Consider the following 22,237-nt stretch of genomic DNA (forward strand, 5'->3'; position numbering starts at 1 on the left):
CTCGCTGGCGGTGATAGGGAAAGTGTCGGCGCCGGCTTCACGGATTCAGGTACCATGAAAAGGTCCTCCTCCATTATTTAGCCGAGATCAGAACTATGAAGCTGAGAATGGAACTAATATTACGATAAGCCGGTACAGTCGGCCTTATTTTTGATTTAATCTTTTAAGGGGACACTCTTTGGCAAGTATATCTTATCATTGGGGCGCTTTATTTCATCGAGGTGGATGGATAGTGACAGATAAATGATTGAGTTTCTTGCCAGTTTTATTAGCGTCATCAGCCGGGACTCAAATTGACTCAAAGGCATTAATAGAGAATGCGAGCTTAGTTTTTTCTTTTCATAAAGATTCGATTCGAGCTTTTCCAGGTCAGATTCTAGCGATCTGGATTCTTCGGGAGGTAAGGAGGATTTTAACTGCTCTTTTATTTTTTCAATCTCTAAGTTAAGTTTTTCTATTTCACTGTCATGATAGCTGTTATGTGAGGTTGTCAGCTCATAACCAAAATCATCTACTATTTTAAGTGATCTATGCTCCATGGCATTCCTTATTTCAGAAAATGCTTTAGCGTCTGGGTCTATCCATTTTGATACAGATGAAGTGTGTTTAACGTCGCGAATGTCTTTTAATATGTAAAATAAGGCATGAATGAAATGATTGTCGCTAGTTTCTAGCTTTTTATTTGGCTTCCATTTCTTTCTCCAGTTATTTGACTTGAAGTCTCGAAATAGGTTGTCAATGCTTATCATGTTGTCATCTTTTATGTTATTAAGATCAAAAAAGCGACTTATTGAATAAGCTATCTTATCGAATAATGAATAAAGTATCCGGAATGAGGTTTTGTAATGACTTGTTTTTAGGTTGTTGATTGAGTGAGACATGTCGTCAACATGTCGGTATGTTGAGTTGTAGAAGTGCTGTTCTTCATCAGGTATGCTGTGGGCAGTAAAAAATAAGTAGCGTGCGTAGCAGTAGTCATTTTTTATTTCATCAAAGTTGCCATGATACGCTAGCTCTTCATGCATGGTGAGAGTTGAATTTATAGATTGTGAGAAAGAAGGAAGAGCAAGAACATCCTGATGGGATATCTCGTAATCGCAGACATCATTTAGATCGTTAATAAATAGCTTATTCTTTGCGCACCATTGCAGGTATTGTTTTTCTTTTCTCGTCTTTGAGCTGTTATACTCTTCTGAAAAGTAATCGAATGAAGATTCCTCAAAGTTTTCCTCGAACCATTCCTTAAATTTAATTAGATACCCGTCACCTTCTAAGTCTACTCTATGTTCAGGATATAGTTCTCCGATATTCTCTACTGCCTCTTTGGTAAGCCTGTAGGCGATAAAGTAGTGATACTCTTTGTGCCCGTTGTCATATAGCGATTCGCCAAGAAAGAGCTGGTTTCTAGCCTTTGATGCAATCGCTTCTATTTTTTTATTTATAGCTATGGCTTCATCATAAAGAGGTATGCAACATAAAGCCCTTCCTTGAGAAGAAAGATGGTTAGCCAAGTTGGTTAGAACCATTGACTTGAGGTTATTAAATGCCTGAGTATTTTCAGCCTTTTGATTCCAGTCAGGTTTTGGGATTTTGTGAAGAGATTTTCTATAATAGATTATGGCTTTCATTAGGTCGTCTGAGTACCATTCAACTCTTCGAGCCTCGTAGAGTAAGGAATAGCAGTTTGCTATTGTGTAAAGGTAATGAGCCTCATAAAAAGGGTGTTCAAATTCAAACTCTTCTGATGTCAATCTCTCAATAAGATTTTCTAGGGCTTCATAGTCTCTGTTTAATATATGTAAATCAGCTTCTTCACTTAAATTGTTAATTTCATCTGTTGTCATGATCATGAAGAGCTCCTTTTACCATTTAATATTGACAATCTACCAGTTATCATAAATCAACATAATTTCTTCATTTGCGAAAAAAATATACACTGAGCACTTTACTCTTAGTATAAGTTTGAGGGGGTGGTATGAGCGAGCAAGAGTGCCGAGCATCACAGGCATCGGCAGAAGCAGTCAAGGCAGAGAGTATGCGTTGGTCTCTGGACCAGGCTGAGGGGGCGAATCCGGAGTGCGTTAGTTGATTCCTGAGGAGCGAAACGAGCTGCGCCGTGACGTGGCAGAGGCATCTGCCTGGGCTCGGACTGAGGATATCGTCGTTGCGGTGCGTGTGCTCATCTCGTTTTTGAATCCCCAGATAACCGGCATCACCGAAGACGCGCTGCTCTTCCCTGAAGCAACTGATCGGCAGGCACAATGTCATGCACATTGGCACCTGTGGTCTCAATGCTGTGAATCAACCCAAGATTATCGTCGACACCGATGTACATTTTCATGCCAAAGTGCCAAGAGCCCCCTTTTTTAGTCTGGTGCATCTCTGGATCACGCTTGCCTTTTTTGTTTTTGGTGAAACTCGGCGCAGAAATGATCGTGGCATCAACAATGCTGCCTTCGCGCAACATTAGGCCGTTTTTCTCCAGGTGCTTGTTCACTTCCTGGAACAGCACCTTGCTAAGGGCGTGTCGTTCCAGAAAATGACGAAGCTTGATAATCGTCGTTTCGTCCGGCAACCGATCCAGCTTCAAACCGGCGAATTGCCGCATGGAATCAATCTCGTAGAGGGCGTCTTCCATGGCCGGATCGCTCAGGTTGTAGAACAACTGCATGCAGTGGACTTGGAGCATGGCAGACAACGAATACGGAAGCCGGCCGCTCTCACCCTCGGGGTAATAACGGGCTACCTTTTTCTCCAGCGGCTGCCAGGGAATCAGCTTGTCCATCCGCTTCAGAAAGATTTCGTGAAGAGTCTCTCGCTTCTTGTTCTGGTACTCGGCTTCGGAAAAGGTGATTTGATCAATGGCAGCATTGAACCCTATGCAGTTGACGATAGCCGTATTATCGCTGAAGTCAGGGACGTTTTCAGAGTCCCCTTAGTGATGGCCACTTCCGATTTTCAGCCCACTCCCAGCCAGGGCGTAATCGAAGTAATGGCATAAACCGAGCGCTCCGATACACCCTCGGAGGTGTCGACACGTTCAATTTCCTGGCCCTCTGCTAAGGGCCGGTCAAGGAAGTCGATGAAAGTCTCTGTGGAATCGCCGTGACTCCACTCTGCCTGGTAGCAACGGCAGCCCTTGTTCACGTCTGTGAGCAGGAGAGGGTAGAGGGTCAATAACTCGCCAGGGTCGCTACGTTCTTTTGAATAGCCATATATCTCTTCAGCCTGCAGTCGCCCATCTTGGTTCACTACTGCCACCAGGCGCATCACGCACTTGCGATCGGCCGTGTACTCAAGGTCGATCTGAATTGCCATGTTGCTTGTAGTCATAGATGTTTCCGGGGGCATCTCATTCAGCTCCATGTCTATCAGCGTTAGCTCTTCGCCTTAGGAATCTTTATCCCATCCAGCTTGTAGTGCTCACCTAGCTCAATGGCGCGGCGCACCGACTCTAATACGGGCTTGCGCACCGCGCGGTAGCGGGTCGAGCCAGGCGAGGCGAACCAACCCTTCACCGTCTCCACGCTGTACCCAGTCAGGGTGGCCACATGGGTCTGGTTCAAGCCATGCCTCTCCATAAGTTGACGGAGGGCTTCATTCGTTGGTGTCTCGGAAGTGCTCATGAATGTCTCTCTATATATCGCCACAGGCTAATGCCAGCAGCGCTAGTTCTTGAATGACGCTTTAAGGGGAAGACTAGGCCTCTAAACCCCAACAGCGTCTGGCGCGATCCCTGGCACTCTCTCGGACGAACGTATCGGGAAGGGCAGAGGTGCTGTCCTGGTTGAAATGCGCCAGCAGATCGCCAAACAGCGTGGAGTCTCGCAAGTCGAGGTCGATCCCCACCAGCACATCGACCGCTTGGTGTATCTCCACGACAGACCAGGGCTCCAGCTGGGCAATGAACTCATTGTCACGAATCAGCCGCTGGATCTCAGGATGCTCTTTGATTGTCTCGAGCTGCGCGGTTGACGTCATGAGGCCTCCATTTTCATAGGTACTGATGACAGTTTAATGTGCAATGCACACCATTTCAATACTTGCCTATCGTCCAGAAGCACAAACAAGAACCCATGAGGGCAAGGATAAAGTATGTCTAAAGCTCTCACCGGCCACCCATCCTATCCTTAAAAAAGTGTGCGCCTTGCTTGATAAAGTGTGCATTGCACACTATTATAGGGGTCATCGGCTACACGACTTAAAGGCACAACATGAACCTAGCGATCAACCTCGACACCGACACCGCTATGCCGGCCACATTCGAGCCTGTTTCGCCACCACTGCCCGAGCGCGTTCGTCAGGCCATCGATCTTCTGAAGGCTATTGTTACCGACCAACCTACCTCGCTTGTGATTGCCTACTCTGGCGGCAAAGACTCAACCGTGGTCACAAGCATTGCACTGGCGGCGCTGGCCGAGCTGGCGCAAGAAGGCAGATTACCAGCTGACATTGAGCACCTAGCAGTGTCATCAAACACCGGCATCAAGAATCCCGTGATCGAGCGCCACGTTGGTCGACACCTCCAGGCTATGCGGGCCTTCGTCGCCGAGGCTGGCGTTCCCCTTAAAGCCAAATGGGCCATGCCCAGCTTGGCCGAGAGCTGGCAGGTCAGCGTACTTGGTGGGCGCCGGCAAATGGCGTGGCCAAGTGAAGGTCAAAGCCAATACTGCTCGGTTGACTGGAAGATCAAACCGATCGATACCCTCAAGCGCCAGCACGCCAAATCCCTTCCCAAGGGAGTGCGTCAAATCACGCTGCTGGGCAGCCGGTTCGAGGAATCCGCTCGTCGTGCGGCCAACATGGAAGATCAGGGCGCCAGCACCGAGGTAGTCGAGCATCAGGGGCGTCTGCTCACTTACCCTATCGCCAGCTGGACCACCAGCGATGTATGGGACTTCATCCTGTTCTCTCAACCCTTTGGTAAGGGTGGCCCTTTCCCGAGCTATACCGACTCTCTGGCCGATGTGCTTGAGGTTTACAACAGCGCAAACGGTGAATGCTCAATTGTCGGCGACAGCGGCAAGCGGACGCCGTGTGGGGCGCGAACAGGATGCTGGGCCTGCCCGTATGCGGGCCGCTCTGACGAAAGCCTGAGCAACATGGCTAAGGACAATCCCGAGATGGGGCCGTTGCTGGCGCTTCGTCAGTACATCGTCTCGCTTCGACATGACGCCAGTGCCCGTAATTTCGTTGGTACCGACATCAAGGATAGCGGCGCCATCAATATCAGTGCTGCCGGCTACAGTGGTCGCGTGCTGCTCGACCTGCTGCGAGCCTGCCTGACCATAGACGCCGAGGAGATGGAGCGTTCGGACCAGCCCGCCTTTCAGATCATCACACCTCAAGAGCTGGTCGCGATCGAGTGGAGCTGGGCTATCCGCGGTCTCCAGGTTCGCCCTTGGGAGGCTACCCGTGCCTGGGTCGAGGTTTACCACCAGGGAAAACGGTTTCCGATCCCCAGCGCCAGCACAAACCAGCCGGTACAAGCAGGCGGACAGGCTCTGCATCCATTGGCAGGGGAAACCATGGGCTCTACCACCACTCCGCTGATGGCAGCTGCAGGCGTCACAGTCGCCGCCAGCGCTCGTCTTGAAGTCGATCCAGAAGGGGCGATGGAAATGTTGTCGATCGAAGGCGATTGGCTGGCGATGGAAAACACGAAGACACCGGAGAGCGTGGCTAACTCTCTGCTGATCCGAGGCGTAGTCAGTATTCCGGCAGGCCGTCGCAGCGAGATCGACCGTCGCCTCACAGCTGTCGCAAGGTTGCGTGAAGAGGGCGTGATGAGCTGGGCATTCAGTGGTGGCCGTCCCACGTTGGATAGTGATGACTTTCAGTTGGAAATGGCCAGCTGACATAAGCCGTCCCCCGGCGAGAGCCGGGGCCTGTAGCACCGTAACCTTTCGCACACTCCCCCGATTCTTGACCACCCCCTGCAATCGCATGAGCGATATGGCTTTCTGCCTGTTTTCAGCCGAATTATGGCATAAAAATAGTGTGCAAAATAATTGCATAAAGTGTGCTTTGCACACTATTATAGGGTTGCTTAGTCAACGACGCCTTATTGGGAGCCAAAATGTCCATTTACTTCATTCCACTCTTCTCGCTACCAACAATCATTGAAGGGCCTGGTGACTATCTCACTCGCGGTGGGGAGCGGGTCACTATTGAACGCACTTCAGCACGGCATGACTTGAACTGCGTGGGGCACTATTCGGAATGCGGTACAGCTGAGCGGTGGCATAAAACAGGCCGCATTATGGCGACCTCCGAGACTCGTAACGACATCGTAAAGCGCCTCTAAACGCTAACCAATGGCCAGGTATCAACCATGAACAGCCATAGCATATACCCTCCGCTCAATTCGCCTGCAGTCCTGCCGGAAACCCTGAAGCGTGGCCTACAGGTTCAAACACGCTATTTCTATGCGGACAGCGCGCCTGGCAATAAAGCTACTGTAGTCCGCCATTGGAGCACTCCGGCCGGCATCCAGGTACGCTGTAACTTTGGGAAAAACCTAGGGGGGAATAGTCTGCTGAAGACCATGCCGATCGACGCCCTATCCTTGGAAACGCCCACTTCAACTGACCTAAGAAAAAAAAGGATCAAATAGATGACCTCCAGTAAGCCCACCAAAAACATGCCAGACAGAAAAAAAACATTTGCGGAAACGGTAAAGCAACTCATGTTTCACTATTTGGTTATCATCACTTTATTAGCCATTTTAGTGTTGTATTTTGTCTTCACTATAAATCTCAACGCCTCTTTGATTTATGGCGCGACCATTTTGTCTATCCTCCTTCCCGCTTATCAAACCGTTAACGATAGCGGCTGGGATAAGGGGTTTCGCGATTTGCCAAAAGCCAAGCGTTGCAATCTTGTTATGACAATTATTGGCATGGTGGTGACTGCTATTTCATTCCTGGCAGGCACCAGCACTCTGTTCGTTTGCTAGCAAGGGGTAGGCATGCTTGCTGAAATTCAACTGGATATGTTGTTCAACGCCGACTTGAACGTGAACGACATGGCAATCATGCGTACTTAGCGGATGATAGCGCTCGGCGGGTCAAAAGAAATGGAGCTGGCGCTGGCACGAATCCAGCTTGAGCCCCATGAGGGCCGGTGGATGTGGGCAGTATCGATCAACTCTTCAAACGGCAGCGAGAGCGGGTACAGGCCGTTGCCTAAGTGGGGCAAATTTGCCCAGACCCGGGAGGACGCTCTTGGAAGGGCTGCCGATCAAATACGGGGGCAACTAGACCGTCTGACAGATAGAGAGCGGTTGCGGGTCATTGCGTGGTTAGGGGGCATTCTGCCCGCCCCCAAATAACGATATGAAATTACGACACCAAACACCTGAATATTAAAGACCTCCTCCAACTGAGCAGCCACCGCTGCTCACGGAGTGTATATCCCGGCTAACCTAATTGTTACGCAAGCGAAACATCAACAATTGTAAAAAGGCCGAAGTGGAGCGCCACGGGCTATCAGCCCACAAAACCGCGGCGATTTAATTTGTCCCAGCGAGGCAAGTGGTTGCTGACCACTTAGGAAAAAATAATAGGTATGCCTATCTGCGTGATAGCCTGCTACGAAACTAGCGGGAGAGGAAATGCAGATGGAAAGCCTAAAGTTTTCCGATAAAGGCCCAGCGTTCCCAGGCCAATTGGTAAATGCCATGTTAGCTGGCGACGTAGTGTTTCTATGTGGTGCTGGCATCAGTGCCCCCCAACTTCCCACCTTTAAAAAGTTGGTAGATCAGTGCTTTGAAAACCTTCACTTAAATATGAGCGCATCAGAAAAACAATCTTATAAGGATGAACGCTACGAGGAAGTATTAGGATCAGGCAGTCGCCGAATTGTCGACCCAGCCGAGTTAACACGCACGATCATGGGATTGCTTGATTCGCCTCCTGACCCTGTTCTTGACCACCATCGCACCATCTTAAAACTGTCTCGTAATCTCAATAACCAGCCATTAATCATCACCACAAATTTCGACACGATGCTCGAACAGGCACTATCAGAACAAGAAGACCCTGAGCAAATAATATCACTTAGTTTTGCTGGCCAAGACCTCCCCCCACCGGGTCATTCTAACTTTGGTGGCATTATCCACCTCCACGGCCGCGTCAAGAATGAAAACCTCGGACTCAATGCTACACCATTGGTTATTACAAGCGCAGATTATGGTGAGGCCTACATGCGAGCGGGGTGGGCCTCACGGTTCCTCTTTGATCTGTGTCGATGTAAGACAATTGTTCTGGTTGGGTATCGTGCTGGTGATGCACCCGTTAGATACTTTCTGAATGTGCTTGAGGCTGACCGCCAGCGTTTTCCCGATTTGCATCGAGTTTACGCCCTTGACGCCGTAAACGCGCAGGAGGATGTAGATGCTCGCTGGGAGGCACTGGCTGTAGAGCCGATTGTCTATGAATATGAAGAAAGTCACAGCGCTCTTTGGCACGATCTTGAAAAACTTGCCGAAGTAATCGAGCGGCCTAGTGTGACACGTCACAAATGGGCACGTGAAATTCTCGCAAAACCCTTTGCCGATGCTGATCCTCTTGAGCTTGATCGCATTGCTTGGCTGTACCGCGGACATCGCGACCTTTGGGGGGTTGCCATAGCAACGATTGGGGATGCGGATTGGTTCGACTTTTTGGCTGCTCGCAAGCTATGGAGTGATGAAGAGGCTCCCCGGATTCTTGCCGCGTGGATCGCTCGTGATTTCAAATCAGCTGACCGATTTCAGTTGGCGATAGAATGGTTAAGTACGTTAGGGAAGCCGTTCGCAAATGAAATATCTCGCTACTTTCAGCAGCTTCAAGCGCTCCCGGAGTTCTGGGTACGTGCGTGGCGTTTGTTTTCAATCAGCGAGCCGAGACTTAATAACAAATTCGATGGGGCGATGCCGTCCTTTATGCTCGAACGAGTGCTCCGAAGTACAGTAGTGCTTAATGACGACTTGGAGCGGGCTGTTAGGCTTCTTACACCAGTGCTCGACCTGAGGCCAAAACTCACCAGCTTTTATAATGAACCTGCAACAGAGCCACCTGAAAGAATTGATCATCTCGCATGGGCGAGGCTTGAATTGCGCGATGAAGTCGTCGCAGAAAGGCTAATGAATGCTCTTATCGAGTATCCACAGCCTCAGGTCATTATGTCCATTGCAACCGCGCAACTAGCGTCGGTGGTCAGACTCTTGCTCGACATCGGCGAGATCAGCGGGGACTATGACAGAAGTAGTAACAACGTGCCCTCGATTGAGCCGCATCAACAAAATGCGCATCGTGATGGCTTGATCTACCTCGTACAACTACTGGCTAGCAAACTCCCTGAAGCGGCAGACGCGGATTGCCTTGCTACGCGCAATCTTGTTGCCGGGTGGGCAGCTATGCCAGGCAAGCTCGGTACCCGACTTTGGCTCCATGCGTTGCGCAATAACAAGTTATTCACTGCGAATGAAGCAATTGAAGGCCTGATGTCTCTTACTCTCACCGATTTCTGGACGTTGCGCCGCGAACTAGCCCTCGTATTGCGAGACCGCTCAACGAATGCCGATGCGGATTCGTTAGCCCTCATCGAACACCGCATTCTCACCGAAGGTCAAAATTACTTCGCTCGATACGAAATAGAGCTAGGGCAAGCCGACTGGCGTGATCATGCTCTCGATACCGCCGTGTGGCTGCGGCTCAATATGCTAGAGGTTGCTGGTAGACTTTCCGATGCGGGTGCGGCGGAGTTAGAGGAAATTAAGAGGCGGCGCGACTATCTTGCTCGGGAGATCAATGACCGGGACTTTTTTGACTCCTACTCGTCTGGTGTGCGGTGGGTCAAGGGTGACGCTCAGCCAATAATCGACGCTTCTGACACAGATCGGCTTGAAATCGCACGCGAAGCTATTCACAGCCAAGACATAGAGCAACAACAGGGTTGGAGAGCCTATTGCCAAGCCGATCCCTATGGCGCATACGACACACTAATGCAAGAAGAACTCGACGAGCCGAACGCATTGCTTTGGAGCGGTTTTATCGACACCTTGTCGCATGCGAACAATGATGATGATCCTCGCAAAAGCCGTCTTGTGACTGACATCTTCTCAGCGCTACAGCCTGCAACCAACGAATTTCTCTCGCTGATTATTGATTCTCTTGCAACCCTTTATTTCAGTTCTCAACACCGCAACACGTCTATCGATCCCAAATGGTGGCCGAAGCTATTCACCATTGCGGTGAATAATGACTCGACTCCATTTGAGCCGGCTTCTGATCTAATTGATGAGGCTATCAACTCTCCCGGAGGGCGTCTGACAGAAGCGGCATTAAGCGACATCAGTGAACAAAAGCAATCAGGCAAGCCTATCGACCAGGCTCTACTCAATGCGATAACTCAAGCCGCTTTAGCCGTCGGCCGACAGGGTGTGATGGCGCGTGCAATACTTGTAGTGTCCGCTGGATTTGTCGACTCGCTTGAGGAGGGCCGGATTGCTAAGGCCCTTGATACGGCTCTTAGAGGAGATACTAGCGAAGCCGTTGCGTTGCGATCGGTTATCGTCGAGCGTGGGCGCCTATCACCATCTGCTTATAGAGCGTTTAGCATGCATATCCTTCGCGGTGTTACTGAGGTCAATAGCGAAGGGAACGCCAATGTTGTCGCCTCCAAGATCATTTCGCCTGCGCTGTCTATTGTAAGTGGTGAGTCAAAGTCTACGGACTGGGGCTTTACGCTTACTGACATCGCTGAGGCTCTGCGAGAAGGGCCGCCAGCTTTGCGCGTGGGTGCAGCAAGTTACTTGACGCAGTGGATTGCTCAGTTTAAGGAAGATCCTTCCACGGCATGGCGAAGCTACATTGAGCCATTGATAGCTGCAGTGTGGCCACGCGAACGGTCTCTGCGTGAGAAGGAGCTTACTCCCAATTTCGCAGAGTTGGCCGTAAATTCAGGAGATGCCTTCCCAGAGGCGCTTAAAGTGCTGCATCCTTTTCTTGAAGAAGCCGAAAATCATTATGTCATACATTCAATTTCCCAGTCGCAAGTACCCGAGACATTTCCTAGCGAGACATTGACTCTGCTGTGGACAATGTTTGGTGCTGGTAGTACACGAGATCTATATGAGGTTCACGAGATATTGGATCGATTAATTGCAGTTCAACCTACGATTGAAGTGGATAGGCGGTTTCAAGGGTTAAACCAGCGTACCGTCCGATATGAATGATCATGCATACGCTCTACGGCAATAGGCAGGGCACCATGACGACATGTAGCAGGTGTAGGAAGATGCCTGTAGGGCCTTTGGTCGGGTGTCAACTGAAAAGGGGAGGGGCAACCCAATTTCCCCTGGCCAGGGAAGGGGGTTGTAAGGAATCCTCTACTGGCCCCCGCCACGTCCATCGGGCGGCAAAGTTACCAACCATTGCCGAGTACGCTTGGGCGGTCTGGCTGGCGCCACGAGCGAGAAACACGCGGCAGATTCAAGCGGTTTTGAAGCCGCAGATAACCCGCTGAATGCGGCACAGCTATTTACGCTACAACGGTTAGTTATAGGACTGTTGTAGTCGAGGAAATAGCCATACTAAAACTACGATCACATCAGCACTGTGACAAAACCGTATAATCAATAACTTTTATGGAATTTAAAAGACTGATTTTAAACACCTTTGTTTAACCATGAAAAAAAACGACCCTGCCACGTAGTGGAATGTTATAAATAGCGCTCTGTGACATTGGATTCTGATACATGTTAGCCGATACCCTGAAAGCTATTGGTCCGTGCTTGAGCACTGACCTGACAGACTACCTAGTAACCCACTTAGGGTTATCTCAACAGGCGGCGCGCCAGCGCGTCAGCCGAGGTGGTTTACGGATTAAGCGGCTAGCGCATCTTCCTTTTGGTCGAGGGGTAAAATTTCTTTATCACGAAGACCACTTCGCATCTCCCCTGTATTGGGAAAACCTTTATAAAGCTATCTTCACTGTAAACGGCCCTTATGCAAGGGCCTTAGGGGCTGTCCAGGCACGTGGCGCTGTGCCACTGGAACATTTTAAAGGCTCTTGCGGTGCGCCTATTGCACAGAAAAAGCAAATCTCCGCAAGAACACTGTTGGATCGCATGGTCTCCGCGAATGTGTTAGTTGAGAAACCTCTCCCTGGGCTGGGGCTATGCGTGATGACCAAGGAGACGTATGAACGTTATCAGAACCAATTGGATAAACTAGCGGCTGCTACCCGATCTCGTCTCATCGCAGAGAGCATCCTATTGGATAGTGTTCGAGAATGGCTGCGAAGATTGGCTATGGTGAGTTACAACTCTGTTCGGACACGTGAGTCGGAGATGCCGCGTGTAGGCACCTTTAACTGGGATTTGACTGCTCCAAGCTACCTAACATCCGTAATCACTCGACAGAAGGATGAAGGGATTAAGCCAGGCTACGTAGTATGCGATATATTATTGATCGACCACGCAAAGCTTAAACATGTTGAACCTTTTTTGCATAAAGTCCGGTCACTAAATGCGCTCAAAAATATCGGGCGGACCATGTTTATTCTGGTCGCACATAGCTACGATACGGATGCATTCAGAGCTTTGCGCTCGGCTGGCATCATCCCAGCCACCCCAAAATCTCTTTTCGGAGAAGACATAGCCACTGGCTTTCGGGAACTTATCCAAACGCTCAAGCAGGCTGCCAAAGGTGTCATCGACCCTGTTAAGTTTGATCAACTTTTCTCAACGTTCGGTAAATTAGAAGGTGCTGTCGGCAACATGCGGGGCGCTTTCTTCGAGTTGTTAGTGGCCGAGGTGGTACGAAAAACGGCAGCGGGACAAGTTAAGTTAAATAAAATATGCAAGGGTGCAGACGGCGATGCAGAAGTGGATGTTTATCATCTAAACGAAGGCATCACGGCACAAATGATTGAATGCAAAGGTGTCGCACCCGACACCTTCGTTGATGATGAGGCTGTAGGATTATGGTTGACCACACGCATTACTCGTGTCCGTCATCATCTGCAAAGCCTTGGGTGGTCAGATCCGCTTCCACGTTTTGAACTTTGGACTAGCGGGGCGTTGTCAACACAGGCGCATGAGAGGGTGGAAAAGACGCGGCTTGCGAATGCCAAAAAATTCGAACTCTTTGTAGTAGAGGGAGAGGCGCTACGTGCTTTAGTCAAAGGTTTGAACGATAAAGCCTTGCTCAACACATTCGAACAACATTTTTTGCCATAGAGCTACAGTGCCTCGGCTGGCCCCGCCACGATCAGGGGGCGTCCATGGCTACCAACCTGCCGAGATAACGCCTGGGCAGCCTGGCTGGCGCCATGCGCACGAAATAGACGGCGCACAAACGCAGGGATGAAACGCCAGGCGCCCATCAAGTCCTTGGGAAGGGAGCCTTTCACCCACTCCTCAGCCATCACATCGGGATCGACCCTGATCTCTGTGATCGATAGATGCTGGTTTGTGCCAGTCCTCACCAAACTACGGTAATACGCATCAGGCTCAAGAACAGAGGCGGCGCTAAGTTGATTCCACGGCTGGTGGTAGAGGACGTTAGCTGAAGGGCTATAGCTCCACGAACCCAGGGTCTCGACTGGCCCTTCCCATTTAATCCCCAGGACAACGCCATATCCTCCAAAAATCTGCTGTTGCCCAGCTTGAGGCAATCGCTCGCCGTCAGCATTGAGCAACAGCATATTCAAACAGGCATCAGCACACAGCACGTCATGCGAGAATGGCTGGAATACCCCACTCGACAGTATGTGATGCGCCGCTTGCGGCGAGGTGACGTGATGAAGGTATTCGGCCATGCTGGGTTCCTCTGTAGTTAATGGGTGCGAGATAGAGCACCTTCCGCGATAGTGAAGCGCTAACGAGCCGGGATGGTATGTTTCAAATGAGCGGGAAGGCTCTCTCTTGTAGTTGCGGCTTCATTGGGGAAGGCTTCGAGCACGTATTGCCCCATGAATCGACGCTTAACGTTGAAGTACGGTGTGGATTTACACATTTTCAACCACTCCGACTGACTCACTACCGGCAGCAGGGCTTGTCGGGTGGCTTCATCTGCTTGACTCATGGTGACTGGCACCGTTTTACCGGCCTCAAGTGCAATCAAGTCTACGAGACGATCCCAAAGCGCTTTAACAATACCATCTCTGATCGCGAGAAACGCAACGGGGAAACTCAGTCTCGGCAACTCAATGTAAATATCATTTATCGATTTCCAATCATCGACCGCCAAACGAAGCAGCCACTCATTGGCGTTCGTTAGCTGCTGCAAAATCGAGTAGTGGGTAAAGAGATGGTTAAGCCCTCTGACTTGGCATATTTGTTGACTTACCTGCCTCGCGAGGCAGGTAGCCTCTTTCCGAACCCGCGGATGATTATGCATCGTTCACTCCTTGCAACAGCGAGGTGACATCAGTCCTCGTCACACTGAGCCTGAAGTAAGTCAGCTATTTCCCGCTCGACAGACGCGACTGCTGGTTGCAGTGTTTCGTCTACTTCGTCACGACCCAGGCGGGCGACCTCTTTCCACCGCACCAGTGAGTCACGGGAGACAAGATAGGTACGCGCACAATCACCCTCTGAGGATTCCTTCTGAAGCGACTCCAACAGCTCCAAGTCACGCATCGAAAAGACCTGAATGGCCGGTACAAGCAGTCCTGCTTCTTCTGCTTGTCGGCCGAGTGAAGCCTTGTCCCAGTCACGTTCGGCCGCTTCGTAGGAGGAATGTGTGGTGGTCTGGTAACCACACCGCTGGCACACCAGCCAGTGGGCATGAAACCAGTCGGTGTTTCGTTTTAGATAGTCTGGGCTGTCCTGACAGGCACAAACTGGGCATGAGGCTCGCTCGGTCATAGTGCTATCTGGCGTATCAAAGTGAATGGGGGGCGGGGCGATGGCATTCATGCATGGCCACCCGAAAGCTGACTCAGCGTCTGTGCTCGTGCATTAGCTGACTCCCGCACAAGAACGGGAGAAAAACCAGCGCCACAGTGAACCTCATTGATCATCGCAAGTTGTAAATAGCCGCGATGAATCAAGTATTGGCCAAAGCCTATATCCGAGATGTCCCGATGTGCATAGGCACCGGAAGCCTCCATCGCGTTTATGTCGTCAATGGTTACGATGCCCTTGTTGAGACTATCCAGTGTCGCCTTGCGATAAGGGGCCTGCCGGCAATACTGTTCGGCAAGCTCGCCCAGGTTGATGTCCACCAGCGCACGATATAGCCCACTGCACTGGTAATGGGTCGCCCCACCGCTTGAGAGTGCGACCAGCTCGCCCTTGCAATGACTAGGTTTCGCCATCGCTTTGTCTCCTGTGATTGTGTTCTCTCCCCTTGGCTATACCGGCATGGGTCAGCTTATGGGCGCTGAGCATGCAGGCATAAGCTGAGTGCATCGCATCGGCAATGATGCGATCGGCCAATTCAAGAGGGGTGGTATCAGTGATGCCAACACGCCGCAGATCCTGCTCAATAACGGCACGATGACGCAGGTACTCATGAAGCTCACCCACAAGCGCGCTGCCTGCGAGCAAATCCTGCTTGTTTGATTCATGGAGTGCAGAGCCCATGTCTACACCCTACGTTGCAGCACAGCTGGCTGTCTGACTCCGAAGAAGCTCGGCCAGCCGATCTAAGGCTGTGATGGAGATCGTCCGCTCTCCCGCTGCACAGCGCGCCTCGTGTCGGCGCAGCAGCGAAAGATCCCTCGGCGAGAAATCGTGTTCACGACAAAACGCGGCCTGTGTCATTTCTCGGTCCTCGAGCAGCTGCTCCAGGACATTACGCAGTACGACAATATCGGCATGCGCGAACCCTCCCTTTCCCAGCTCACTGTCATTATTCGCTTCACTCATACTGGGCACACCCAGCTCCGGTTCGAGGTTGCATGTGCCGGCCTCGGTCTGTAGCGCACCTGCCACAACCAAGTTCTGCCCAATGCCGGGCGGTTCCTTGCGCAACCTGTCACAAGAGGAGGTAGGGCGCGGGGTGACACCCTCTGTGATTGCTTGCTGACGCTGATTGGATAAAGTGGTGATAGCGAGCACCGCGGCCAGCTGGAAAATCAGGAGCGCCACCGTCTGCATGCCGATCACGGCCTGCTGGCGCCAGTTCGAGGCCACGGCCGGGGGCGCTGCCACGAGAGTCGCCAACTGGCTGTCGACCTCGGCGAGACGGACCTGTGCGTCCTGTATCGGTTCGAGCCAGCCAGCACGAGCCTCACTATTAGCGCGAAAAGTCTCGATACTCTCCTCAAGGCGCGAGGCCTCCAGCGTCAGCCTCTCGATCCGCAGCTCCCGGCCGGCGTCGACGTGAGACGACGACTGCCATTCCTCAATAAGGGGCTCGCAAACCATATAAACGGGGCCAGTAAGTGTGAGCACGCTGGCTACCATGGCCAGCATTCGCCGTGCCAGCTGGCGCTGATACCAAAGCCACAAGGCAACGACCTCTAGGAGCACTGCCCATGCCCACCCCATCGGCCCGATGAATTCAGTCCAGAATTGAATAGCATGAACCTGAAGTAGCGCGATCGCGCCAGCAAGCACCAGCAGCGGTAGTGCCATTTCGATGAACCGAGTTGTCGGCGACTGATTGCCCATTACGTTGACTCTCCACAAAGCTCACACACTGCTAATTTCCCTAGTCCCCTCTCCAAGAGAGCTGGGATTTCTCCGTTCATTTAGTCCGTATTGGGCGCCGATTTGCCGGTTGTTGAGGTGACAACGGCCATCGGCGTCCCTAGCTTCGGTGCTGAGGGCGGCGGCTGTTTAGTTTCAGACGTGGCCATTCGGATGCTGATCGTCAGCGCCAGTAGCGCCGACCAGGCGATCATCCAGCTGATTAGAAAGCGGCGATCATTGAGATCGCCCCGGCCGATGATGAGCTTTACAGTCAGGAAGACGGCATAAACGAGAGCGCCGACCCAGAGGAGGGAGAGGAAACTGGTCATGCCACACCCCCGGTCACAATCGCAGCAGTGTGCCCGGGCTGGGATTCACGGTCCCGCGCCTCATATCCCTTCCGCACCACGCTTTCAAGCGCTCCGTTGGCCATGGGTCACTCCTTTATGAATCGGTTGTATAGGTGGTGCTGGCTGTCGCAGCCAAAGAGGTAGCGAGGTGAGCCTGCGCCGCCCGGTGACATGACGGGCTGCTCGCCTTATGGCAGAAGGGTGGCCAACCAGTACGACACGGCGCTTGCCACGAGTGATACTGGTATAGAGCCACTGCCGTTCCAGCATGTGCCAGTGCGATCGCGCCAGCGGAATGATCACTGCCGGGAATTCTGACCCTTGCGCCTTATGTCCGGTCATCGCATAGGCCAGCTGCAGCTTGCCGAGGGCATCACTGGTGAACAGCACTTCGCGGTCCTCAAACCGCGCCAGCACGGTTTTTTCCTCGGGGTCAGCCGTCACCACATAGCCGAGGTCGCCATTGAAGACATCACGGTTGTAGTCGTTCTCGGTCTGCACGATTTTGTCACCCGGCGCCCAGCGGCGGCCATGGATCGTTACCGAGCCACGGTCACCCGGGATATGGAAGCTACGCAGTGCCTCATTGAGCGCACGGGTACCGACCGGCCCACCATGCATAGGCGTCAGTACCTGCACCTCATGAAGAGGATCGAAGCCATGCGCCAGCATGTCTTCCGTGGCCACGCGCAAGGCCACCTGACACACCAGCTCGGAGTCACTGCCCTCCGGCACCTCGACAATCTCGAAGTCACTTTCTGCCACAGACTGGGGGGCGTTGCCCTGGTTGACCGCATGCGCCTGGACGGTGATTTGCGAGCCAGGCCCTTGGCGGCGGATCTGTAGGAGCCGAGCCACTGGGATAGCGCCCGAGGCGATCACATCACGCAATACGTTCCCCGGGCCTACCGAGGCCAGCTGATCCTGGTCACCGATAATGAAGAGCCGGCAATGGTCAGGTAGCGCCAGCACCAGCGCCCGGAATAGCAGCACATCGACCATCGACGCTTCATCGATAATCACCACGTCCGCTTCGAGCGGGTTGCCCGCATTGAACTCAAAGCCGCTGGCGCCAGCACCCAGGAGACGGTGAATAGTCGACGCCGGCCGTCCGGTTGCCTCTGCCATTCGCCGGGCAGCACGGCCAGTCGGCGCACACAGCGCCAGCTCAAGGCCAGCATCATCCAGCGTCTGCGCCAGCACCTCGGTCACAGTGGTCTTTCCCACCCCCGGGCCACCCGTGAGCACAGCCACCCCATACGCAAGGCAGGTCTCCAAGGCTTGGCGCTGCTCTTCGCTGAGTACCCGCCCATCCGACAGCTCACCGTCGACTCGTGCCAGGTTGTCGCCATCCCACAGCACTGCCCGCGCCAGCAACGCCGCGGCAATGGTTCTCTCTGCCTCCACCAGCGAAGGCAGGCCCACCAGCCCACCTTCGACGCTGATGAGCTTTTCATGCGCCAGCAAAAGCTCAACAACCGAGGTCATGCGTGCCACATCGACCCCGATGAGCTGCGCGCCTTCCGAGGCCAACTCCCCCGAGGTTGCCAGGGTGTGCCCTGAAGCTGACCGTGCATCCACGACATGGCGAAGGCCCGCGATGAGTCGATCCCTATGGGTCAATTCGAAGCCCAGAGACTGCGCGATTGCGTCGGTAATACGAAACCCGATGCCACGGGTCTTCAACAAGGTACGGTAGGGATTGGCGGATACTTTTTTGATGGTCTCCTGGCCCAGCTGACGAAAGACAGCCATCGCACGAGAAGCACCGAGGCCATGGCTCTGCAGGAAGATCAGTGCGTCACGCGCCTCCTGATGCTCGCTCCAGCTTGCCACGATCCCCGCTGCCTTCTTCTTCCCGATGCCCGACACAGCCCGCAATGCCTTCTCATCGCCGAGAACATCACGCAGCCCATCCCTAAAGTGAGCAACCAGTCGAGCGGCGAACTTGGGGCCAATGCCGGCTACCTTGCCACTTGCGAGGTAAGCGCCCAGCGCTTTGGACTCATGAGGTATTTGGGTTATGAGGCGTTCGGCCTTGAACTGCCTACCGAACTTGGGATGAGTGCTCCACACGCCTCGAGCCTGCACATACTCTCCCTCGTTCAGCGGCTGGCAAACGGCCACAAGTGCCACCTCCTGCTCCTGTACATCGCGCACAGTCAGGATCTGAAATCCCTCTTCGCCAACGAAACGAACGGCGCAGACCACACCGCTCAATTCCTCCAGGTTGTCCATGAATCGCCCTCGCAAATAAAAAAAACCCGGCTGGGGAGGCCGGGTGAGGTACAGGGAAACAGGCTCTTAAAGGGGAGCGCGGCATGTCAGCACGCCCGGGCCGTGCCCGACTTCAAACTCTGGATCTGCTACTGGGGAGCCCTCTGAGTTCTCTGAGTTCTCTGAGTTGAGAGAGAGAGAGAGAAGCCGGATCAGGGCTAACTCAGAAGGCTCCCCGGTAGCCCCGTTACCGAGACGACCAGACGGCTGATGCGCATCCCCGAAGCCGTGTCAGGGGAGAGAGGAGATAGCGGGCGCATTCCACTTAATTCGTTTGGCAGAGGGTGTATCTCTATTTCTCGTGCCTATGTTTTGCTATACTATACGACACTTTCTATTTATGCAATACACTTTTGAATAGTAAGACCACGTATTGTCGGCTTGCTTCTGAGCGGTGCGTATTCCGCTCATTTTCCTCTACCGAAGGATGATATTCAGGATGACATCACGAGCACTCATTCTGTGTGAGAAACACTCCGACCAAGCCGACAAAATTGCCCATGCTTTAAGTCTTACCCGCAGCGGAAACGCTTACACCGGCACCTGGAATGGTGTAACCCTTACCCTAGTCTGGGCAGCTGGTCATTTGCTGGGGCCTGTTGAGCCTTCTGTGGTGAGCCCAGAGGCCAACTGGCGCAACCCTAGCAGTCTATTGCCACTTCCTACCGCATTCCCCCAGACACCTACCGAGCGCGGCAAAAAATACCTGGGAAACCTAAAAAAAGAACTCTCTCAAATATCCGAAGTATGGTTAGCATCCGATCCTGATCGAGAGGGAGAAGCCATCGGGTACGAGATCCTGCAGTACGCAAAGTACAGGGGTACAGTGAAGCGGATGTGGCTGACCGGCTCTATGGAAGCGGCCGATGTTCAAGCCGCGGCCAAGCGTCTAAGAAATGCCGCGGAAACCATTTCTTTCTGGCGGGCTCAACAGGCCCGCGCCAACGCAGATGGGTTCTGGCAGTACCTTGTCCGTGCATACACGGCAACCGCTCGCGTAGGCCTCATGGGTAGCGATTTAGCCAAAGGCAAGGGCAAGGCTGGGCTCGTGTCGGCTGGCCGCGTACAGTCCGCCACCCTTGGGCTAGTTGTCACCCGCGATCGCGCAATTGAAGCCTTCGTTCCAGTGGATCACTACCAGGCAAAGATCACCCTGGGCGGGGGAGAGCTGACCTATTCGCCAGCCCCACCAATAGCTGGCGCCAGCGGCATCCAGTTGCAGGATGACGCCAAGCCGATGTTTCTGGATCGCGCTGCCATGCTGGCGTTCACCAAGCGCCTCGAGGCTGCCGATACTGCCGCCATTCTGGAGGCTGAGACAAAGCAGACGGCTAAACATCCGCCGCTGCCATACAGCCTCACAGCGCTCCAGCGTGACATGTCCAAACTGCACGGCCTCACGGCCACCCAGACGCTCAAAGCGGCCGACTCAATGCGTAGTGATGGTTACCTGACCTACCCCCGGACAGAGCACGGCGAACTCCCCGCCAGCATGTATAACCGGAACCATTTACTGGCGATCCTGGGCGGCGCGGCAAAGGCTGACGACTCGCTCATGGCGCCAGCACGTCAGGCCGGTCGACGGCACTGCATGGAGGACAACGAAGCGCCACGGCCACGCTGCTTTACCGACAAGTCGATGAACCACCACGGGATCATCCCAACGCGCAAGACACCCGACCTTACAGCTCGCACAGAGGCCGAACGAAAGGTCTACCTGGCATGTGCCAAGCAATTCATTCAGGCCCTCCTGCCAGCAGCAACTGTTGAGTCCTTGAGTGTCAGCGCCAGCATTGATGTTGAGGACGTGCTAGAGCGCCAGCCAGCGCTATTCACTGGCACCTTCAAGCGCATCATCGACCACGGCTGGATGAACGCTTTCAAGGCTCACAAAGAACAGAATGACCTGCCTCCACTGGTGGCCGGCGCCCACATTCCCGTCGAGGCTGTACGACTCCACGAGGCACGCACCGAGCCGCCCAAACCGTTCACGCTTCACGACTTACTGAGCGCCATGCTTAATGCAGGCCGGCATGTCGATGGAGAAGATGCCGCAGCCCTACGAAAGGCTGAAGGAATCGGCACACCAGCCACCCGGGATACGGTCATCCAGACGCTGTTCGATCGCGAATACATCGCCACCAAGCGACAGGGAAAACAGCAGGTAATTGTCTCCACCCTGCGAGGCCGCGCATTCATCGACAACACCCCCGCAGAACTCTCCGATGTGCGTGTGACAGCCGCCTGGGAGCGACAGCTTGATGCAATCCAGAACGCCCCCAGCGACACAGCGGCTAAGCACGCCCGCGACACCTTCATAACCGCTCAACGCGACTTCATCACCACCCGCATCAAAGAGGCAATCGACATCATGGACAATGCACCTGAGGCAGTTATGGCAACAGCCAATGGCCCCACAGAAAACATGATTTCCGCTGCACGCAAGCTAGCCGCTGCACGCAGCCTCTCGCTACCAGAGGGAATCGAAAATAGCTTCGATCTGTGTCGTTCATTCCTGGACGAGGTAATGCAGCAGGCAGCGCCCCCTACTGACAGGATGAAGGCTTTAGCAATGCGCTTGGCTGATGAGAATGAGGTGACATTGAACGGAGAGCTGACCTGTTTCAGGGAGTGCAAAGCGTTCATCGACAAGTACATGCAGATCCAGGCCCCAACCGCGAAAATGATAGCTGCCGCAGAGTCCGCAGCGAAGCGCTACAAAGTGCCGCTACCCGAGGCTGCCCGCACCTCAATGCAGGAGTGCCGAGTGTTCCTCAACGACCACCCACGCTAGCCGCGCCGAGAGGCACCCCGGCCACCCCTTGGACGGGGCTATAACTCAAGGCCGTGCGCGTCAAAAGGAACCGAACAAGGCCCCCCTCGCCAAGGAAGGCGTTCATTAAAATACCTGTCAGACCTACCCATTCAGACCAATTTAATTCAATCAGAGCAACATGCCTGAAGAGTCATAGAAGAC

General features: G+C 53.1%; 18 protein-coding genes. 5 read left to right on the forward strand and 13 right to left on the reverse strand.

Annotation, left to right across the window (positions count from 1 at the left end):
* Positions 1-155: 155 nt before the first annotated feature.
* From ACT3UM_RS21210 to ACT3UM_RS21230, 5 genes are all read right to left on the reverse strand, one after another.
* On the reverse strand, positions 156-1,850 hold the full coding sequence (locus tag ACT3UM_RS21210) for an LA2681 family HEPN domain-containing protein (RefSeq protein WP_498902040.1): 1,695 nt from the start codon (positions 1,848-1,850) through the stop codon (positions 156-158).
* A 362-nt stretch (positions 1,851-2,212) separates the two neighbouring features.
* Positions 2,213-2,893, reverse strand: a complete 681-nt coding sequence (locus ACT3UM_RS21215; RefSeq protein ID WP_498902096.1) for an IS5 family transposase — start codon at positions 2,891-2,893, stop codon at positions 2,213-2,215.
* A gap of 65 nt (positions 2,894-2,958) precedes the next feature.
* On the reverse strand, positions 2,959-3,333 hold the full coding sequence (locus ACT3UM_RS21220) for a hypothetical protein (RefSeq protein ID WP_498902041.1): 375 nt from the start codon (positions 3,331-3,333) through the stop codon (positions 2,959-2,961).
* Between the two features lie 44 nt (positions 3,334-3,377).
* The gene (locus ACT3UM_RS21225; protein ID WP_498902042.1) at positions 3,378-3,626 is read right to left on the reverse strand and encodes a hypothetical protein; all 249 of its coding nucleotides are present in this window, start codon (positions 3,624-3,626) and stop codon (positions 3,378-3,380) included.
* 73 nt (positions 3,627-3,699) lie between these two features.
* Positions 3,700-3,981, reverse strand: a complete 282-nt coding sequence (locus ACT3UM_RS21230) for a hypothetical protein (RefSeq protein WP_498902043.1) — start codon at positions 3,979-3,981, stop codon at positions 3,700-3,702.
* A 233-nt stretch (positions 3,982-4,214) separates the two neighbouring features.
* Here ACT3UM_RS21230 and ACT3UM_RS21235 point away from each other — a divergent pair, with 233 nt between their 5' ends.
* From ACT3UM_RS21235 to ACT3UM_RS21250, 4 genes are all read left to right on the forward strand, one after another.
* On the forward strand, positions 4,215-5,858 hold the full coding sequence (locus tag ACT3UM_RS21235) for a phosphoadenosine phosphosulfate reductase domain-containing protein (protein WP_498902044.1): 1,644 nt from the start codon (positions 4,215-4,217) through the stop codon (positions 5,856-5,858).
* Positions 5,859-6,616: 758 nt separating this feature from the next.
* Entirely contained in the window at positions 6,617-6,958 is a 342-nt protein-coding gene (locus ACT3UM_RS21240; protein WP_498902045.1) for a hypothetical protein, read from the forward strand.
* A gap of 657 nt (positions 6,959-7,615) precedes the next feature.
* Complete coding sequence (locus ACT3UM_RS21245; protein WP_498902046.1) at positions 7,616-11,221, forward strand: SIR2 family protein; 3,606 nt, start codon at positions 7,616-7,618, stop codon at positions 11,219-11,221.
* 522 nt (positions 11,222-11,743) lie between these two features.
* A complete protein-coding gene (locus ACT3UM_RS21250; RefSeq protein WP_498902047.1) occupies positions 11,744-13,228 on the forward strand; it encodes a hypothetical protein in 1,485 nt (494 codons plus the stop codon).
* Between the two features lie 2 nt (positions 13,229-13,230).
* On the opposite strand, the gene ACT3UM_RS21255 is transcribed toward ACT3UM_RS21250, so the two are convergent.
* The 8 genes from ACT3UM_RS21255 to recD2 all read right to left on the reverse strand — a co-directional run bounded on the left by ACT3UM_RS21255 (position 13,231) and on the right by recD2 (position 19,221).
* Positions 13,231-13,809 (reverse strand): hypothetical protein, encoded by a 579-nt coding sequence (locus tag ACT3UM_RS21255; RefSeq protein WP_498902048.1) that lies wholly within the window; start codon positions 13,807-13,809, stop codon positions 13,231-13,233.
* A gap of 59 nt (positions 13,810-13,868) precedes the next feature.
* The gene (locus ACT3UM_RS21260; RefSeq protein WP_498902049.1) at positions 13,869-14,390 is read right to left on the reverse strand and encodes a hypothetical protein; all 522 of its coding nucleotides are present in this window, start codon (positions 14,388-14,390) and stop codon (positions 13,869-13,871) included.
* 29 nt (positions 14,391-14,419) lie between these two features.
* Positions 14,420-14,911: a hypothetical protein gene (locus ACT3UM_RS21265; protein WP_498902050.1), complete on the reverse strand. Its 492-nt coding sequence runs from the start codon at positions 14,909-14,911 to the stop codon at positions 14,420-14,422.
* Positions 14,908-15,312 (reverse strand): hypothetical protein, encoded by a 405-nt coding sequence (locus ACT3UM_RS21270; RefSeq protein ID WP_342583431.1) that lies wholly within the window; start codon positions 15,310-15,312, stop codon positions 14,908-14,910. The genes ACT3UM_RS21265 and ACT3UM_RS21270 overlap by 4 nt, the downstream gene beginning before the upstream one ends.
* A complete protein-coding gene (locus tag ACT3UM_RS21275; RefSeq protein ID WP_498902051.1) occupies positions 15,299-15,580 on the reverse strand; it encodes a hypothetical protein in 282 nt (93 codons plus the stop codon). Before ACT3UM_RS21275 ends, ACT3UM_RS21270 begins: the two co-directional genes overlap by 14 nt.
* 9 nt (positions 15,581-15,589) lie before the next feature.
* Positions 15,590-16,612: a hypothetical protein gene (locus ACT3UM_RS21280; RefSeq protein WP_498902052.1), complete on the reverse strand. Its 1,023-nt coding sequence runs from the start codon at positions 16,610-16,612 to the stop codon at positions 15,590-15,592.
* A gap of 80 nt (positions 16,613-16,692) precedes the next feature.
* A complete protein-coding gene (locus tag ACT3UM_RS21285; RefSeq protein ID WP_498902053.1) occupies positions 16,693-16,962 on the reverse strand; it encodes a hypothetical protein in 270 nt (89 codons plus the stop codon).
* Positions 16,963-17,046: 84 nt separating this feature from the next.
* Positions 17,047-19,221 carry an SF1B family DNA helicase RecD2 gene (gene recD2 / locus ACT3UM_RS21290; protein WP_498902054.1) on the reverse strand — a complete coding sequence of 725 codons (2,175 nt, stop codon included), beginning with the start codon at positions 19,219-19,221 and terminating at the stop codon, positions 17,047-17,049.
* Between the two features lie 478 nt (positions 19,222-19,699).
* Here recD2 and ACT3UM_RS21295 point away from each other — a divergent pair, with 478 nt between their 5' ends.
* Positions 19,700-22,054: a DNA topoisomerase gene (locus ACT3UM_RS21295; RefSeq protein ID WP_498902055.1), complete on the forward strand. Its 2,355-nt coding sequence runs from the start codon at positions 19,700-19,702 to the stop codon at positions 22,052-22,054.
* The last annotated feature ends 183 nt before the right edge of the window (positions 22,055-22,237 follow it).

It is taken from the genome of Halomonas sp. AOP13-D3-9 (assembly GCF_052379125.1).
In the GTDB taxonomy this organism is placed as follows: domain Bacteria; phylum Pseudomonadota; class Gammaproteobacteria; order Pseudomonadales; family Halomonadaceae; genus Vreelandella.

What these genes read in the sequence shown, in the direction of transcription:
- ACT3UM_RS21210 (WP_498902040.1), bottom strand. Translation starts at nt 1,850, where the DNA reads ATGATCATGACAACAGATGAAATTAACAATTTAAGTGAAGAAGCTGAT.
- ACT3UM_RS21220 (WP_498902041.1), bottom strand. Translation starts at nt 3,333, where the DNA reads ATGACTACAAGCAACATGGCAATTCAGATCGACCTTGAGTACACGGCC.
- ACT3UM_RS21225 (WP_498902042.1), bottom strand. Translation starts at nt 3,626, where the DNA reads ATGAGCACTTCCGAGACACCAACGAATGAAGCCCTCCGTCAACTTATG.
- ACT3UM_RS21230 (WP_498902043.1), bottom strand. Translation starts at nt 3,981, where the DNA reads ATGACGTCAACCGCGCAGCTCGAGACAATCAAAGAGCATCCTGAGATC.
- ACT3UM_RS21235 (WP_498902044.1), top strand. Translation starts at nt 4,215, where the DNA reads ATGAACCTAGCGATCAACCTCGACACCGACACCGCTATGCCGGCCACA.
- ACT3UM_RS21240 (WP_498902045.1), top strand. Translation starts at nt 6,617, where the DNA reads ATGACCTCCAGTAAGCCCACCAAAAACATGCCAGACAGAAAAAAAACA.
- ACT3UM_RS21245 (WP_498902046.1), top strand. Translation starts at nt 7,616, where the DNA reads ATGCAGATGGAAAGCCTAAAGTTTTCCGATAAAGGCCCAGCGTTCCCA.
- ACT3UM_RS21250 (WP_498902047.1), top strand. Translation starts at nt 11,744, where the DNA reads ATGTTAGCCGATACCCTGAAAGCTATTGGTCCGTGCTTGAGCACTGAC.
- ACT3UM_RS21255 (WP_498902048.1), bottom strand. Translation starts at nt 13,809, where the DNA reads ATGGCCGAATACCTTCATCACGTCACCTCGCCGCAAGCGGCGCATCAC.
- ACT3UM_RS21260 (WP_498902049.1), bottom strand. Translation starts at nt 14,390, where the DNA reads ATGCATAATCATCCGCGGGTTCGGAAAGAGGCTACCTGCCTCGCGAGG.
- ACT3UM_RS21265 (WP_498902050.1), bottom strand. Translation starts at nt 14,911, where the DNA reads ATGAATGCCATCGCCCCGCCCCCCATTCACTTTGATACGCCAGATAGC.
- ACT3UM_RS21270 (WP_342583431.1), bottom strand. Translation starts at nt 15,312, where the DNA reads ATGGCGAAACCTAGTCATTGCAAGGGCGAGCTGGTCGCACTCTCAAGC.
- ACT3UM_RS21275 (WP_498902051.1), bottom strand. Translation starts at nt 15,580, where the DNA reads ATGGGCTCTGCACTCCATGAATCAAACAAGCAGGATTTGCTCGCAGGC.
- ACT3UM_RS21280 (WP_498902052.1), bottom strand. Translation starts at nt 16,612, where the DNA reads ATGGGCAATCAGTCGCCGACAACTCGGTTCATCGAAATGGCACTACCG.
- ACT3UM_RS21285 (WP_498902053.1), bottom strand. Translation starts at nt 16,962, where the DNA reads ATGACCAGTTTCCTCTCCCTCCTCTGGGTCGGCGCTCTCGTTTATGCC.
- recD2 (WP_498902054.1), bottom strand. Translation starts at nt 19,221, where the DNA reads ATGGACAACCTGGAGGAATTGAGCGGTGTGGTCTGCGCCGTTCGTTTC.
- ACT3UM_RS21295 (WP_498902055.1), top strand. Translation starts at nt 19,700, where the DNA reads ATGACATCACGAGCACTCATTCTGTGTGAGAAACACTCCGACCAAGCC.